The organism is Rhizobium sp. TH2, assembly GCF_024707525.1.
GTDB lineage: Bacteria > Pseudomonadota > Alphaproteobacteria > Rhizobiales > Rhizobiaceae > Rhizobium_E.
Map to the genome: position 1 here is coordinate 5,207,794 of NZ_CP062231.1, position 15,615 is coordinate 5,223,408.

Annotated in this window: 16 protein-coding genes; 6 read left to right on the forward strand and 10 right to left on the reverse strand. The window is 59.1% G+C overall.

Features of this window, described 5'->3' with window-relative positions:
• Window positions 1–6: 6 nt before the first annotated feature.
• The 3 genes from IHQ71_RS25515 to acs form a co-directional block, all read right to left on the reverse strand.
• A complete protein-coding gene (locus IHQ71_RS25515; protein ID WP_258159205.1) occupies window positions 7–267 on the reverse strand; it encodes a hypothetical protein in 261 nt (86 codons plus the stop codon).
• Window positions 267–845 carry a Panacea domain-containing protein gene (locus IHQ71_RS25520; RefSeq protein WP_258159206.1) on the reverse strand — a complete coding sequence of 193 codons (579 nt, stop codon included), beginning with the start codon at window positions 843–845 and terminating at the stop codon, window positions 267–269. Before IHQ71_RS25520 ends, IHQ71_RS25515 begins: the two co-directional genes overlap by 1 nt.
• 98 nt (window positions 846–943) lie before the next feature.
• Window positions 944–2,896: an acetate--CoA ligase gene (gene acs, locus IHQ71_RS25525; protein WP_258159207.1), complete on the reverse strand. Its 1,953-nt coding sequence runs from the start codon at window positions 2,894–2,896 to the stop codon at window positions 944–946.
• Between the two features lie 232 nt (window positions 2,897–3,128).
• On the opposite strand from acs, the gene IHQ71_RS25530 reads away from it, so the two are divergent.
• Window positions 3,129–3,821, forward strand: a complete 693-nt coding sequence (locus IHQ71_RS25530; RefSeq protein WP_258159208.1) for a DUF1013 domain-containing protein — start codon at window positions 3,129–3,131, stop codon at window positions 3,819–3,821.
• A gap of 84 nt (window positions 3,822–3,905) precedes the next feature.
• Here the strand turns inward: IHQ71_RS25530 and IHQ71_RS25535 are convergent, their stop codons facing one another.
• Window positions 3,906–4,292 (reverse strand): ectoine synthase, encoded by a 387-nt coding sequence (locus IHQ71_RS25535; protein ID WP_258159209.1) that lies wholly within the window; start codon window positions 4,290–4,292, stop codon window positions 3,906–3,908.
• Window positions 4,293–4,399: 107 nt separating this feature from the next.
• On the opposite strand from IHQ71_RS25535, the gene IHQ71_RS25540 reads away from it, so the two are divergent.
• Entirely contained in the window at window positions 4,400–5,287 is an 888-nt protein-coding gene (locus tag IHQ71_RS25540) for a LysR substrate-binding domain-containing protein (protein ID WP_258159210.1), read from the forward strand.
• A 125-nt stretch (window positions 5,288–5,412) separates the two neighbouring features.
• Window positions 5,413–5,793 carry a hypothetical protein gene (locus IHQ71_RS25545; RefSeq protein ID WP_258159211.1) on the forward strand — a complete coding sequence of 127 codons (381 nt, stop codon included), beginning with the start codon at window positions 5,413–5,415 and terminating at the stop codon, window positions 5,791–5,793.
• Between the two features lie 48 nt (window positions 5,794–5,841).
• Here the strand turns inward: IHQ71_RS25545 and IHQ71_RS25550 are convergent, their stop codons facing one another.
• Window positions 5,842–6,348 (reverse strand): YcxB family protein, encoded by a 507-nt coding sequence (locus tag IHQ71_RS25550; protein ID WP_258159212.1) that lies wholly within the window; start codon window positions 6,346–6,348, stop codon window positions 5,842–5,844.
• A 9-nt stretch (window positions 6,349–6,357) separates the two neighbouring features.
• Window positions 6,358–7,017 (reverse strand): YggS family pyridoxal phosphate-dependent enzyme, encoded by a 660-nt coding sequence (locus IHQ71_RS25555; protein WP_258159213.1) that lies wholly within the window; start codon window positions 7,015–7,017, stop codon window positions 6,358–6,360.
• A gap of 132 nt (window positions 7,018–7,149) precedes the next feature.
• Between IHQ71_RS25555 and leuS the strand changes: the two genes are divergently transcribed.
• The 3 genes from leuS to holA are packed head-to-tail and all read left to right on the forward strand — an operon-like array spanning window position 7,150 to window position 11,351.
• Complete coding sequence (gene leuS, locus IHQ71_RS25560) at window positions 7,150–9,780, forward strand: leucine--tRNA ligase (protein WP_258159214.1); 2,631 nt, start codon at window positions 7,150–7,152, stop codon at window positions 9,778–9,780.
• Window positions 9,767–10,294, forward strand: a complete 528-nt coding sequence (gene lptE, locus IHQ71_RS25565) for an LPS assembly lipoprotein LptE (protein ID WP_258159215.1) — start codon at window positions 9,767–9,769, stop codon at window positions 10,292–10,294. Before leuS ends, lptE begins: the two co-directional genes overlap by 14 nt.
• 10 nt (window positions 10,295–10,304) lie before the next feature.
• A complete protein-coding gene (holA, locus tag IHQ71_RS25570) occupies window positions 10,305–11,351 on the forward strand; it encodes a DNA polymerase III subunit delta (RefSeq protein ID WP_258159216.1) in 1,047 nt (348 codons plus the stop codon).
• Between the two features lie 20 nt (window positions 11,352–11,371).
• Here holA and IHQ71_RS25575 read toward each other — a convergent pair whose 3' ends face one another.
• The 4 genes from IHQ71_RS25575 to mnmG are packed head-to-tail and all read right to left on the reverse strand — an operon-like array spanning window position 11,372 to window position 15,615.
• The gene (locus tag IHQ71_RS25575) at window positions 11,372–12,256 is read right to left on the reverse strand and encodes a ParB/RepB/Spo0J family partition protein (protein WP_258159217.1); all 885 of its coding nucleotides are present in this window, start codon (window positions 12,254–12,256) and stop codon (window positions 11,372–11,374) included.
• A gap of 35 nt (window positions 12,257–12,291) precedes the next feature.
• The gene (locus IHQ71_RS25580; protein WP_258159218.1) at window positions 12,292–13,086 is read right to left on the reverse strand and encodes a ParA family protein; all 795 of its coding nucleotides are present in this window, start codon (window positions 13,084–13,086) and stop codon (window positions 12,292–12,294) included.
• 13 nt (window positions 13,087–13,099) lie between these two features.
• Entirely contained in the window at window positions 13,100–13,747 is a 648-nt protein-coding gene (locus tag IHQ71_RS25585; protein ID WP_258159219.1) for a 16S rRNA (guanine(527)-N(7))-methyltransferase RsmG, read from the reverse strand.
• Complete coding sequence (mnmG, locus tag IHQ71_RS25590; protein WP_258159220.1) at window positions 13,744–15,615, reverse strand: tRNA uridine-5-carboxymethylaminomethyl(34) synthesis enzyme MnmG; 1,872 nt, start codon at window positions 15,613–15,615, stop codon at window positions 13,744–13,746. Before mnmG ends, IHQ71_RS25585 begins: the two co-directional genes overlap by 4 nt.

A 15,615-nucleotide genomic window follows, 5' to 3' on the forward strand; every position in this document is an offset into this window, starting at 1 on the left:
GATCAGCTAGAGGTCTTCTGCGACGAATTCGAGGACGACGTTCTTGTCTTCGTCAACGCGGAAAACGAAGTAGAGCGGTGGCACATTTCCGATTCTTTTTGTTCTGGCATAACGAAAAGAAGTGAAGTCGTGCTCAAAGCGTTCGAAGCCATAGGGGTTTCGCATGAGACCTTCGATTAAGGGCTCCATCGCTGCATCAATTGCTCTATAGCCTCCAAGTTCATCAACGCAGCGATCAAAGTCTTCCGAAGCGATGATTTCGCGCATTAACTGGATTGCCACTTTTTCGCTTTGGCAATGCCGGTAAGCTTCTCTAGGGCGTTGTCCGATAAGGGCTTATCTTCAAAATAGGCTGACTGATACGGCATTGGATCGCCGTCATCCCGTGTCTTCCATGCGATGCCATGTGACTCGTCACTCGCCTCGGTGCCTGTCAGGAACCTATAGTGCTCAATGGCTTCGTCTAGATAGTCTAAATCCTCTGGGCTGAACATCCGCAGCACCGGTCCGACTTTAGCGATGTGTCGTTTTTCCTCGTGACGACCTACTTTTCTGCGTTCGATCACGATTGCTCCGTCACGCAGAAGGTCGTTGACAACTGGAGGCATTTCGACGGGAGCGGGACCCATTGCAAGTCTTTGATATTGCCTGCCAGTCACAGGAACCTGCCTCTCGGCAAAGGACTTGAAGTCGGCCCGCCATAATATCTTGTTGAGCTTTATCGCACCGAAGAATTCCATTTCGGAAGCTTTTTGGCAAACATACAGGATCGACTCCTTCAGACGGTTTTGCCCGCCTGAAAGTTCGATCCTATAGTCTACTTTCCTTCCCAGATCTTCCAGCATTGCATGAGCTCTGATCATTCGAACAAATCACGTACAATGTAGAATAAATATCTTGACTCCGCAATCTGGCGCTGGTGGCAGCGAGTCGCAAGACAATTCTACCCCTTCTTGTTCTGCCTGTTGGCAATCAAGTCATCCACCACGGCCGGATCAGCCAGCGTCGATGTATCCCCCAGCGCGCCAAAATCGTCCTCGGCGATCTTGCGTAGGATGCGGCGCATGATCTTTCCGGAGCGGGTCTTGGGCAGGCCCGGCGCGAACTGGATCTTGTCGGGCGAGGCGATCGGGCCGATCTCGGTGCGGACATGGCCGACCAGGGCCTTGCGCAGGTCGTCGGAGCCCTGCACGCCTGACATCAGTGTCACGTAACAGTAGATGCCCTGGCCCTTGATGTCGTGCGGATAGCCGACGACGGCCGCTTCCGAGACGTCGGCATGCGACACGAGCGCCGATTCGACTTCCGCCGTGCCGAGCCGATGGCCGGAGACGTTGAGCACATCATCGACGCGCCCGGTGATCCAGTAATAGCCGTCGGCATCGCGGCGGCAGCCGTCGCCGGTGAAATACTTGCCGTTGTAAGTGGCGAAATAGGTCTGGATGAAGCGTTCGTGGTCGCCATAGACCGTGCGCATCTGGCCCGGCCATGAATCGGTGATGCAGAGATTGCCGTCCGTGGCGCCATCCAGCACCTTGCCCTCACCATCGACGAGCTGAGGCTTGACGCCGAAGAACGGCCGCGTGGCGGAGCCGGCCTTGAGATCGGTGGCGCCGGGCAGCGGCGTGATCATGATGCCGCCGGTCTCGGTTTGCCACCATGTGTCGACGATCGGGCAGCGGTCATCACCGACCACGTGATAATACCATTCCCAGGCCTCGGGATTGATCGGCTCACCGACAGAACCGAGCAGCCTGAGCGAAGACCGGCTCGAGCGCTTGACGAAATCGTCACCCGCGCCCATCAGCGCCCGAATCGCGGTCGGCGCTGTGTAGAAGATGTTGACCTTGTGCTTGTCAATCACCTCCCAGAACCGGCCCTGATCGGGATAGTTCGGCACGCCTTCGAACATCAGCGTCGTGGCGCGATTGGCGAGCGGGCCGTAGACGATATAGCTGTGGCCGGTCACCCAGCCCACATCGGCCGTGCACCAGTAGATGTCCCCGTCGTGATAGTCGAAGACATATTGATGCGTCATCGAGGCATAGACGAGATAGCCGCCGGTCGTGTGCAGCACGCCCTTCGGCTTGCCTGTCGAACCCGACGTGTAGAGGATGAAAAGCGGATCCTCGGCGTTCATCGGTTCTGGCGGGCAGTCGGCGCTCACCTTGGCGCATTCCTCATGATACCAGTGGTCGCGGCCCGGTGCCCAGCCTGTCGGGTTGCCGGTGCGGCGCACGACGATCACATCTCTGACCATGACATGGCCGCGCGCGGCGATATCGATCGCCTTGTCGACATTGTTCTTGAGCGGAATAGGCTTGCCGCCGCGCAGGCCTTCATCGGCCGTGATCACAAAGGTCGATTCGCAATCGACGATGCGGCCGCCGAGCGCATCCGGCGAAAAGCCGCCGAACACCACCGAATGCACGGCGCCGATGCGGGCGCAGGCCAGCATCGCATAGGCCGCCTCGGGGATCATCGGCATGTAGATGGTGACGCGATCGCCCTTCTTGACGCCGCGTGCCTTCATCACATTGGCGAGCCGGCAGACCTGCTCATGCACTTCACGATAAGTGATCTTCTTGCTGAGCGACGGATCGTCGCCTTCCCAGATGATCGCCACCTGGTCGGCATGATCCTTCAAATGCCGGTCGATGCAGTTATAGGAAACATTGGTCTCGCCATCCTCGAACCATTTGATCCGGACATCGCCCTCGAAGGACGTGTTCTTGACCTTGGTGAAGGGCTTGGACCAATCGATCCGCTTGCCGTGCTCGGCCCAGAAAACGTCGGGATTTTCGATGCTTTCCTTGTACCATTCCAGATAGGTTTCATTGTCGATGAGCGCCCGCGATTTCGCCGACTCCAGCACCGGATGGACCTTGACCTCCATGCATTCCTCCCATTGAAACGCGATATTTTCGCGCCTCTTACGCCAATTCGTGCTATATGAATAGCAGCAACATCGGTGTCGGCAATCCAACTTTGGTCAATAGAATAAAGTAGAAGATCAGAGAATTGCATTTGCGCGACACATCGGTTATAAGCCGCGCAAATTTCCCGGACATAGTGGAACACAACCACGGCCTGCGGCACCGGCGCGGACGTTCAAGAAGGATATTCTCATGGCACAGCAGCAGCTCCTCATGCCCAAGGCGACCGCCGTCTGGCTGGTGGACAACACGGCTTTGTCGTTCGACCAGATCGCCCAGTTCTGCAAGCTGCACCCGCTCGAGATCAAGGCGATCGCCGATGGCGAAGCGGCCCAGGGCATCAAGGGTCTCGACCCGATTTCGACCGGCCAGTTGTCGCGCGACGAGATCGCCCGCGCCGAAGCCGACCCGATGCGCAAGCTGAAGCTCTCCGAACCGAAGGTCCGCGTGCCGGAGTCCAAGCGCAAGGGCCCGCGCTACACGCCGGTTTCCAAGCGCCAGGATCGCCCGAACGCCATTCTCTGGCTCGTTCGCAACCATCCGGAACTCAAGGATGCGCAGATTTCGCGCCTCGTCGGCACCACCAAGTCGACGATCCAGCAGATCCGCGACCGCCAGCACTGGAATTCAGCCAACCTGACCCCGATGGATCCCGTGACGCTGGGCCTCTGCTCGCAGATCGACCTCGACATGGAAATCGAGAAGGCCTCCAAGGGCCGGCCGTTCCAAACCGCCGAAGAGTCGGGCGCAACGCTCGAATCCGCCCGCGAGACCGAACGCGCGCCCGCGGAAGAGACCGAGAAGGAAATCGACGCCGACGCCGTGTTCGCAAAGCTCAAGTCGCTCACCGGCAACCGCGACGAGGAAGAAGAAGAGCGCTTCTGAGTTCTATGAATTTCATGAAAAGAGCCCGGGAAGCATTCCGCTTCCCGGGCTTTTCAGTTTCTGGCCGCATGTTTCTTCTAATGCTTAGTATGCCGAGCCCTCGCCGCCATCGAGCCTGTGCCGCTCGGTGCCTTTGAGCGGTGGGTTGAAGACGCTGACCAGGATCAGGTCGCTGGCCTTGCCGCCGCGCAGATAATGCTTGTCGTGCTTGTCCAGCACATAGATATCGCCGGGGCGGATGGGCAGGAAGTTGCCCTGCATGTCCTCGACCTCGCCTTCGCCCGCGATGCAATAGCAGGCCTCGAGATGATTGCGGTATTCGAGCACGGATTCGCTGCCCGCCCGCACCACCGTATGGCAAACGGTAAAACCCATGCCGTCCATCTCGGTCAGCATGCGATGGCTGGTGCCGTTGCCCCATTCGACGAAGAAATCCGACTGCTCGACATCACCAAGGCTTCGCTTGAACATTTCTCTTCTCCAGAAAAATAACAGATTTATCGTGAGCACTATTTACTTCGCCGGACTGCTCGATGAAAACTGATGATAGTTTGCAAACCAGTTAGATTTTCTTACATATGAACCTGCCGCCCGCCAATGCCCTGCGCGCCTTCGAGGCCGCTGCCCGCCTGCTGAGCGTTTCCCGCGCCGGCGACGAGTTGAATGTCACGCATGCCGCGATTTCCCACCACATCCGGCATCTAGAGGAATGGTTCGGCACCAAACTGTTTCGCAAGGAGGGCCGCAATGTCGTGCTCACCGATCATGGCGCCGCGCTGTCCACTACCCTGACTGACAGCTTTCGACAGATCGAGGCCGAGTGCCGCTCTATCCGGCGGGTGAGCCACCCGGCAGGCCTTACGATCGCCTGCATCCCATCCATCGCCAGCCGCTGGCTCATCCCCCTGCTCGCCGACTTCCAGGCAGGCCATGCCAACCTCGACCTTCGCGTCATCTATGCCAAGGCGAGCGACCGGCTGGCCGATTTCGACGCCGACGTGTTGATCACACTGACAGCCGGCGGCGAGGCCGGAACCACGAACCGCAAACTGTTCTCGCGCGTCAACCGGCCGGTGGCGAGCCCACATTATCTCGCCAGGATGACCGGCCGCGAGCCGACGGATATCGCCGGCGCCACCCTTCTGCACGACGAGGATACGGCGAACTGGACGCTTTGGTTCGCTAAAGCGGGCGTTCTGCCCATGCCCGCCATGAAAGGCCCGATCTTTCAGGATTTCAATCTGCTCGCGACATCCGTCATCGCCGGCCACGGCGTCGCACTCTGCCCCGTCGAGGTCTTCGCTCGCGAGATCGCCGCAGGTGACGTCGTCGTCCTCTCGGATATCGCCACGATGGAAGACGAGAGCTATTTCGTCGTGACGCAATCCCGCACGCGCAGTGAAGTCGGCGCTTTTGTCGATTGGTTCATCGCAAGCGTGCGAAGCTCGGCCAGCCAAGGCGATTAGCGCTGGCAACGAGTAAATGCGCCCAGCCAAGGTCCAATTGACAATAGGTTAGGCAAATAAGGCATTTGCCAAAGTCTACGCCGAAATATAGAATCGATCCATTGTTCTTGCATGGGGGAATTTTCATGAACACGCTTGCCAGAATCTGTTGGATCTCTTCACCCGTCTACCTGCTTGTCGGCATGGTATTCGGCATCTGGATGTCGGCGACGCAGGACCATACTTTGGCGCCCGCGCATGCCCATCTCAATCTCATCGGCGGCGTGCTGATGGCGATTTTCGGAGGCTTCTACACGCTGTTTCCAGGCGCCGCCCAGACCATGCTCGCCAAGATCCAGGTCGCTGCAACGCATCTGGCGATCTGGTTCATGTTCCCGGGTATCATCATGGCGATCCAGGGCAAGGGCGACATGCTGGCGAAGATCGGCTCGATTCTCGCCATCATCGCCATCGTGCTGTTCCTGGTGCAGGCCGCGCGCGCTTCGTCGGCCACGCGGGCTGTTTGAACGAGAGTGACGGAGCTCTTGCCTCTGTGTAAACGCCGGAGCGGATTGCTATTTCAAGTGGGGATAGTGGCGCAGTTGTTCGATCTGGGCAGCCGTCAATATCCGCTTCGGCACAATGCACATTATCTGCGGTGAGACGAAGAACAGCATAACCTTGCTGTTTTCCATGCTCCGATAGAGATCCGCCCACTCAATATGGGAGCGGTTCTCGTTGCTTCGAAAATCGAACGCGCCAGCATCCCAGGACAGGATCATCGGGTGGTGATTCTGTTTGTTGTACTTGAAGTTGCGGCGTGCGGCGCTGGGCGCCGTGACGAAATAAAGCAGCAAACCGAATGCCGCCAAGGGAGCGAAGCCTACGAGTGAAGCGAGTGACAGCTGGCCACTCCGGACGGTCTGGACCACCGCCACGGCGATGAGCAGGACTATACAGACCATCCCGACGATGGTTAGCGGCCTGAATGGCCTCTTCAACACCCGCAATACGCTCAGTTTCGCCCCGGCGACGTGATCGTCAGCGGTCATGGTAAAGGTCACCGATTGCTGCTCATCCATCGAGTGACCTCAACGCGCGCCAAAAATCCCCGAACCGACCCTGACGCTGGTCGCGCCGAAGGCGATCGCCGTTTCGAAATCGCCAGACATGCCCATGGAGAGCCGCTCGACGCTGCTCTCCCGGGCGAGTTTGCACAGCAGCGCGAAATGCGGCCCCGGATTTTCATCCGCCGGCGGTATGCACATCAGGCCCTCGACCGCGAGGTCGAGTTCCCCACGGCAGGAGGCCACGAATGCGGCCGTGTCATCGGGCGCGATACCGGCCTTTTGCGGCTCGAGGCCGGTATTCACCTGCACATAGAGCTTGAGCTGGCGGCCCTGTTTTTCCATCTCTGCCTTCACCGCTCGCGCAATCTTCTCCCGGTCGATCGTCTCGATTACATCGAATAGCGACACCGCATCCGCCGCCTTGTTGGATTGCAGCGGCCCGATGAGATGCAGTTCGACGCCGGGAAACTCCGCCTTGAGCGCCGGCCATTTGCTCTCGGCTTCCTGCACCCGGTTTTCGCCATAGATCCGGTGCCCGGCTTCGAGCACCGGCCTTACGTCATCGGCACCGAAGGTCTTGGTGACGGCCACGAGTTCAGCGCCGCCATCGGTGCGACCCGCCTCGTTGGCAGCCTTCGCCATCCGCGCCTTGATCTCTTCGAACCGCTCCAGAACCGTCATTTTCAAATCCTCTGTTCCGCCTCTGACTAGCGCATCGCGCGCCGATTGCAAGGCCCGGAAAGCTTGACGCGAGCGCCCTTTCATGATGAAGGTCAGGCCCAAAATTTCCGAGAATTCAGGTCGCAGAGTACAATGGCTACAGAACGTTACAACCCGCGCGAAGTCGAGCCGCGCTGGCAGAAACATTGGACCGAAAACAAGGTTTTCGAGACCGACAACAACGATCCGCGCGACAAATACTACGTGCTCGAGATGTTCCCCTACCCCTCGGGCCGCATCCATATGGGCCATGTGCGCAACTATGCGATGGGCGATGTCGTGGCCCGCTACAAGCGTGCCCGCGGCTTCAACGTGCTGCATCCCATGGGCTGGGACGCGTTCGGCATGCCGGCCGAAAACGCCGCGATGAAGAACAAGATCCACCCCAAGACCTGGACCTACGAAAACATCGCCTCCATGCGTAGCCAGCTGAAGAGCATGGGCCTGTCGCTCGACTGGTCGCGCGAATTCGCGACCTGCGACGTGGAATATTACCAGCGCCAGCAGCACCTGTTCCTCGACATGATGGAAAAGGGCCTGGTTTATCGCAAGAATTCCAAGGTCAACTGGGATCCGGAAGACATGACCGTGCTCGCCAACGAGCAGGTCATCGATGGCCGCGGCTGGCGCTCCGGCGCGCTGGTCGAACAGCGCGAGCTGACCCAGTGGTTCTTCAAGATCACCGATTTCGCCCAGGACCTGCTGGACCAGCTCGATCACCTTGACCAATGGCCGGAAAAGGTCCGGCTGATGCAGAAGAACTGGATCGGCCGCTCCGAGGGCCTGATCGTTCGCTGGAAAGTCGTCCCCGGAACTTCGCCGGCGAACGAACACGACCTCACCGTCTATACGACCCGGCCGGATACGATCTTCGGCGCCTCGTTCATGGCGATCTCCGCCGACCATCCGATGGCGAGAGCCGCAGCCGCAAGGGATTCTGCGATCGCCGAATTCTGCGATGAATGCCGCAGGCATGGCACCTCGCTGGCGGCACTGGAAACAGCCGAGAAGAAGGGCATCGACACCGGCGTCCGTGTCGCTCATCCCTTCGATCCCTCATGGGAAATTCCAGTCTATGTCGCAAATTTCGTTCTGATGGAATATGGCACCGGCGCGATCTTCGGCTGCCCGTCGGGCGACCAGCGCGACCTGGATTTCGCCAACAAATACAATCTGCCGGTCGTTCCAGTTGTGATGCCGCCCGGCGCCGACAAGGATGCGTTCAAGGTCACCGATGAAGCCTATATCGGCGACGGCACGATGATCAATTCGCGCTTCCTCGATGGCATGGCCACCGATACGGCCTTCGACGCCGTTGCCGAGCGCCTGGCTGCAGCCGTGCTCGACGGCACGCCTCAGGGCGAACGCAAGGTCAATTTCCGCCTGCGCGACTGGGGCATCTCCCGCCAGCGCTACTGGGGTTGCCCGATCCCGGTCATCCATTGCGAAGTCTGCGGTGTCGTTCCGGTGCCGAAGAAGGACCTGCCGGTCAAGCTGCCGGATGACGTAACCTTCGACCTGCCCGGCAACCCGCTCGATCGCCATCCGACATGGCGCCACGTCGGCTGCCCGCAATGCGGCAGGGATGCACGGCGCGAAACAGACACGATGGATACGTTCGTCGATTCCTCCTGGTATTACACGCGCTTCACCGCGCCGTGGGAGAACGCGCCAACCGACCCCGCCGCCGCCGACGCCTGGCTGCCGGTCGATCAATATATCGGCGGCATCGAGCACGCGATCCTGCACCTGCTCTATTCCCGCTTCTTCACCCGTGCGATGCGGGCGACGGGTCACGTGGGGCTGGACGAGCCCTTCAAGGGCCTGTTCACCCAGGGCATGGTCGTGCATGAGACCTACCGCCTGGGCGAAGGCCAGAACGGCGCCTGGATCGAACCCGCCGAGATCAAGATCGAGGAAGTCGACGGCAAGCGCCGCGCCTATATGCTGTCCTCCGGCGAGGAACTGGTCATCGGATCGATCGAAAAGATGTCGAAGTCGAAGAAGAACGTTGTCGATCCCGATGATATCATCGCCTCCTATGGTGCTGATACGGCACGCTTTTTCGTGCTTTCCGATTCGCCGCCCGACCGCGACGTGATCTGGACGGAAGCTGGCGTCGAGGGCGCGCACCGCTTCGTACAGCGCGTCTGGCGACTGGTTTCGGAGGCTGCCGACGTTCTGAAGGCCGCAGAAGCTAAGCCGGCTAAGGATGGCGATGCGTTGGTCGTATCGCAGATCGCTCACAAGACGCTGAAAGCCGTGCAGTCGGATTACGACCGTCTTGGCTTCAACAAGGCCGTGGCACGGATCTATGAACTGGTGAATGCCCTTGCCGTGCCCCTCGGCCAAGTTGCCGCCGGTAAAGTCGATTCGGCTACAGTTTCGGCATGCCGCGAGGCGGTCGAAATCCTGATCCGCCTGATCGCGCCGATGACGCCGCATCTGGCCGAAGAGTGCTGGAAGCTGCTCGGGTGCGAGGGCATTGTCGCCGAGGCCGCGTGGCCGGTCTATGACGGGGCGCTGGTCGCCGAGAACGAGATCACTTTGCCGGTCCAGATCAATGGCAAGAAGCGAGCGGATTTGACAATTGCCCGCGATGCGGATCAAAGTCTGGTCGAGCGCGCGGTGCTGGAGCTTGAAAGCGTACGCGCTGCCCTGGACGGAAAAGTGCCGAAGAAAATCATCGTGGTTCCGCAAAGGATCGTGAATGTCGTTGTCTGACGTGAGAAATTTCGGGCTCGGCCGCTGGATCATGACCGCAGCCGGGCTGTCGGCATTGCTTCTTGCTGCCGGCTGCCAGGTCAAGCCGCTCTACGCCACCAATTCGGACACGGCCGCAGCCCTCGCCTCGATCGATTTCTCAGAGGCTGACGACCGCGTCGAACTCGAAGTCCGCAACAATCTCGTCTTCATGGCGGGCAGGGGTGCAGGCGAGCCGGTCAATCCCGAATATGACGTCGATTTCAACGTCGCCACCCGCTATATCGGCGTGCTGCTCGATCTCGATACCGACCTGCCGCGCGCCGGCCGCGTCGAAGTGCGCGCCGATTTCACGCTGACTCGCCATGGAACGGGCGAAATCCTCAAGACAGGCAAGCGTCGAGCCGTGGCGCTAGTCGATTACCCGAACCAGGAATTCGCCAAGATCCGCGCGACACGTGACGCGGAAAATCGCGCCGCACGCGAACTCGCCGAACTGATGCGCGCCGATATCGCGAGCTGGCTCGGCCGGTAAGGGGCGGGCAATGGCGGAGATCAAGGCGCACGAATTCGACCAGTTCGTCAAACGGCGGGCGAAGGAATATCGTATATTCCTGATCTATGGCCCTGATCGCGGTCTGGTTTCCGAGCGCGCGGGCGAGCTGGCTAAAATGACCGGCGTCGATACGGCGGACGCCTTCTCCTTCATGCGGCTCGAAGCCTCCGATATAAACGCCGACCCGGGCCGGCTCTACGACGAAGCCAACTCGACCGGCTTGTTCGGCGGCGAAAAGCTCATATGGATCAAGGGTGCCGGCGCGGACAAGAACCTGTCGGACGCGCTGTCTGGCATAGCCCAGAATCCACCGGATAATGCCTGGATCATCATAGAGGCCGGCGACCTGAAAAAGGGCGCCAATCTCCGGAAGGCAGCAGAGGGTGCCTCAGCCGCAGTCGCCATTCCTTGCTATGCGGATGATGCCAAGGCATTGAATTCATTGATCGATGAGGAACTGGCCGCATCCGGCTTGCGGATCACTGCCGATGCCCGTTCGCTGCTGCTCGACAGTCTCGGCGGCGATCGAATCGCGTCTCGCAACGAAATTCGCAAACTGGCACTCTATGCTCAGGGCGACGGCACGATCGAAGAACAGCACATTCTTGATATAGTCGGTGATGCCAGTGCGATATCCGCCGATGACGCTGTGGATGCGATCCTCAAGGGCGATCTGCCCGATTTCCTGCATGCGGTGCAGAAGGTCGTGGCCTCCAAGACCCCAGTGTTTCTCGTGCTGCAGGGCTGCCTGCGCCAGTTCCAGATGCTGGATCTCATGCGGGCCGAGATGGATGAAAGACGCGTCAGCGCTCAAGATGCATTGAACATCCACGGCCGCCATCTTCATTTCCGCCGCAAGCCGGTGATCGAGGGCGCGTTGCGCAACTGGAACGCCGCGGCCATTTCAACCGAAATGAACCGTCTCCAGGCCGCGATCCTGCAGAGCCGTCAACGCTCCAGTCTTGAGGACACGATCGCGATGCAGACATTGCTCGCGACGACACTCATTGCAGCGCGTGGTCGTTCAAGAGGCTGATCGTTCCGTAGGTGAATCGATTACCGGCGCTCAAGCAGCCGGCAGATTTCTTCCAGCTGTTCCAACGACTTATAGGAAATCATCAGCTTGCCGCCGCCAGTACCTTTGTGGTTCACGGTGACGCTAAGGCCGAGGCTGTCTGAGAGCGTGCGCTCCAGGGCTAGCGTATCGGGATCTTTCTCGGCGGATTTCGTCTCGAGCACCGGATTGCTCTGCGCCTTGATGTTGTTCTGCGCCAGGCGCTCTGCATCGCGGACCGACATCCCCTTGGCAACGATCGTCCGCGCCAGGCCAAGTGGATCGCTTGTTGGGATCAATGCCCGCGCATGGCCAGCCGAAAGCGTACCGGCGAATAGCATATCGCGCACCAAGTCGGGCAGTTTGAGCAGGCGCAGGCTGTTGGCGACGTGCGAGCGGCTCTTGCCGATGACCTCTCCGAGGTCGTTCTGCGTGTAGCCGTGCTCTGCGATCAATTGCTCGTAGCCAAGCGCTTCTTCGACAGGATTGAGATCGGCGCGCTGGACATTCTCAACAATTGCAAGTTCAAGCGCGGTGCGGTCGTCAACTTCCCGTATAATGACGGGAATTTCGTTGAGCCCAGCGAGCTGCGCCGCACGCCAACGACGCTCGCCGGCGATGATCTCGAACCGGCCATCCGCGACGGAACGCACGACAACCGGTTGCACGATCCCATGCTGACGGATCGAGGAGGCCAGATCCTGCAGATCCTCCTCGGCGAAATGCTTGCGCGGATTTCTCGGATTGCGGACGACCAGGTCTATAGCTACCTTGCGATCGGCATTGACGCTGGGACGGCTCGCCATCTCCGACATCGGCTGGTCCATCTCGCCGATCAATGCGGCAAGGCCGCGCCCTAGTCTGCGCTTCGAGGGATCGTCGTTCATCTGCCTATTCCAAACTCGTTTCGCCTGAGAATCGATTATGCTGCGCGGCTCTGCCGCTCGCGCTGGATCACCTCGGATGCTAGCTGCAGATATGCCTGGCTGCCAGCGCATTTCAAATCGTAGAGAATGGCCGGCTTGCCATAGGACGGCGCTTCTGACACCCGCACGTTCCGGGGTATAAGTGTTTGATAAACCTTGCTTCCCAGATGCTGGCGCACATCAGACACCACCTGTTGGGCAAGGTTGTTTCGCGAATCAAACATAGTCAGTACGATACCTTGGATATCCAGCATCGGGTTAACCGTACGGCGCACCTGATCGACCGTTTCCAGAAGTTGGCTCAGGCCTTCCAACGCGAAGAACTCACATTGTAACGGCACCAGAACGGATTGTGCAGCCGCCAGCGCATTCATGGTCAGGAGATTGAAGGATGGCGGGCAGTCAATCAGGATATAGTCATAGACGTTGGCATCGGAATGCTGCAGCGCTTTCTTCATCTTGAAAACGCGGTCATTCTCGTGACCAATCTCCATCTCGACGCCGAGCAGGTCCATGGTGGATGCTGCAATCGAGAGATTTGGCACCACCGTCGGCATTGCGACTTCCGCAACGGTGTTGTTGCCGACGAGAAGGTCATAGGTGGAAAGTTTGCGATCCTTGCGGTCGATGCCGAGGCCCGTCGAGGCATTGCCCTGCGGATCGAGATCGATGATCAGTACGCGCTCGCCGATGGCCGCCAGCGCGGTAGCCAGGTTAATTGCGGTAGTCGTCTTGCCAACGCCGCCCTTTTGATTGGCGATCGTGATAATGCGGTATTTCGGCTTGTTCATTGATTTGCCCGAGCTAGCCTTTAAGGGGTCGGATGCCGTCAATTTCGAGGATGACGGAGTCTTTCTCGATAACACTGTCGTGTATTACCAGATCGTAATGCCATCGCCTACGCGAATTATCGATCTCGCTCTGGTAATCCCGGCCTTTATGCAGATAGGCCTTCAGTTTGTCGTTCCTCTCCGCCCAAGGATTGATCAGGCCGAGCAGTCCATCCAAGTCGGCAAGCGCACGCGCGGAAACATAGTCCGCAGCTAGTACGGCATCCACGGCGGCTTCTATGCGTAGCGCATGGACACTGCCCCGTGCACCGGTCTCGGCAAGTGCCGTGCGCAGGAATGCGGCCTTTTTGTTATTGCTTTCAACCAGATGTACCCAGCCGGCGCCCTGTTGCGCCAGCAGGATAGCGGTGATTATGCCTGGAAAGCCGCCACCGCTACCGAGATCCAGCCAGATACCCGGCACTGGCTGCAATTGAAATATCTGCGCTGAATCGGCAATATGACGTTCCCATAGATCGCTCAAAGTCGAAGGCGCCACCAGATTGATGGCTTTTGCCCACTTGGAAAAGAGCGCTGCAAAGTGATCAAGCCGCTCTGCTGTTTCACGTGAAACAGCCTTGCCGTTCAGCCTGCGGCCAAGACTCGTTCCCGTTGCACTCATCCGGCGAGGCTCTGTTCTTCCACATGGCGCCGCACCGCAAGTAGCAATAGCGAGACTGCGGCCGGGGTCATGCCCTCGAGACGCGAGGCCTGTGCGATGCTGGCTGGCTTGGCGCGTGTGAGCTTCTGCTTCAATTCGATCGAGAGGCCGGGCAGCAACGTATAGTCCAGGGACGTGGGGATAAGTTTGGTCTCCTCGCGGCGAACCTCGGCGATATCAGCCTCCTGGCGGTCCATGTAGACGGCGTAGGATGCTTCGATATCAAGCGCTTCAGCGGTACGACGGCTGGCGTCGCCGAGTTCGGGCCAGATCCGAGCCATCGTATCAAAATCATGGGCGGGGTGCGACATGAGCTCGTAAGCTGACCGGCGCTTGCCGTCGAGATTTATGTTGAGACCGAATTCCCGCGCCTCATTGGGTGTCAGGGTCTTTTCGCCGAGTTCATTCCGGTACCGGTTCATCTCCGCCGTCCATGCCGTGAACTTGCTCGCGCGCTCGCGGCCGACGATACCCAACTCCATGCCCATTGGTGTGAGACGCTGGTCGGCATTGTCTGCACGCAAGGACAGCCGGTACTCGGCCCTGGAGGTGAACATACGATAGGGCTCGACGACGCCGCGTGATGTCAGATCGTCAATCATCACGCCGATGTAGGAGTTCGTTCGGCTGAAGGTCGCAGATTCGGAGCCGCCAGCGGCGCGTGCGGCATTCAGTCCAGCCACAAGGCCTTGAGCGCCGGCCTCTTCATAGCCCGTCGTGCCGTTGATTTGCCCGGCTAGATACAGTCCCGGAAGTTTCCTGGCTTCGAGGGAGAGGTGCAGTTCGCGGGGATCGACGTGGTCATACTCGATTGCGTAACCAGGCTGAAGTATTGTCACATTCTCCAGTCCAGGGATGGTCTTGATAAATGCCTCCTGGACATCTTCCGGGAGCGATGTGGAAATGCCGTTGGGGTAAACCGTGTTATCGTTCAGGCCTTCTGGCTCCAGAAAGATCTGGTGGCCATCGCGTTCCCCGAACTTGACGATCTTGTCCTCGATCGAAGGACAGTATCGCGGGCCTACGCCCTCGATCTGGCCCGAATACATCGCGGACTGTCCGATATTGTCGGATATGATCTTGTGGGTGGCCGGCGTCGTACGGGTCACGCCGCACTCGATTTGAGGATTTGCGATTGTTTCAGTCATAAAGGAGAACGGAATCGGGTGCTCGTCCGCGCCCTGACGGCCGACGGCCTTCCAATCAATGGTTCGGGAATCCAACCTGGCCGGTGTGCCGGTCTTGAGTCGGCCCAATGATAGTCCCGCGCGCATCAGCGTTCCGGAAAGCCCCACGGACGGGGCCTCGCCTACACGTCCTGCCGGGATTTTCTTGTTTCCAATATGAATCAAACCCTTAAGGAAGGTACCTGTGGTAAGCACAACGGCTGCGCCGGACAGTTCACGACCGTCCGCCATTATAACGCCCGAGATCGTTCCGGATACGACTCGAAGATCCAAAACATCGCCTTCGACGACGGTCAGATTCTCGTGGTTCACGATTTCGAGTTGCATCGCTTCGCGGTAAAGCTTCCTGTCGGCCTGCGTCCGCGGTCCACGAACAGCTGGACCTTTGCGCCGGTTCAGCATGCGAAATTGTATTCCAGCAGCGTCCGCGACACGGCCCATCAGACCATCGAGCGCATCAATCTCGCGAACAAGATGACCTTTTCCCAGGCCACCAATCGCCGGATTGCAGGACATAACTCCGATGGTCGCCTGCTTGTGAGTGATCAGCACGGTTTTCGCGCCGAAGCGAGCCGATGCGGATGCGGCCTCACAGCCGGCATGCCCTCCACCGATGACGATCACATCAAAATCTCTAACCAT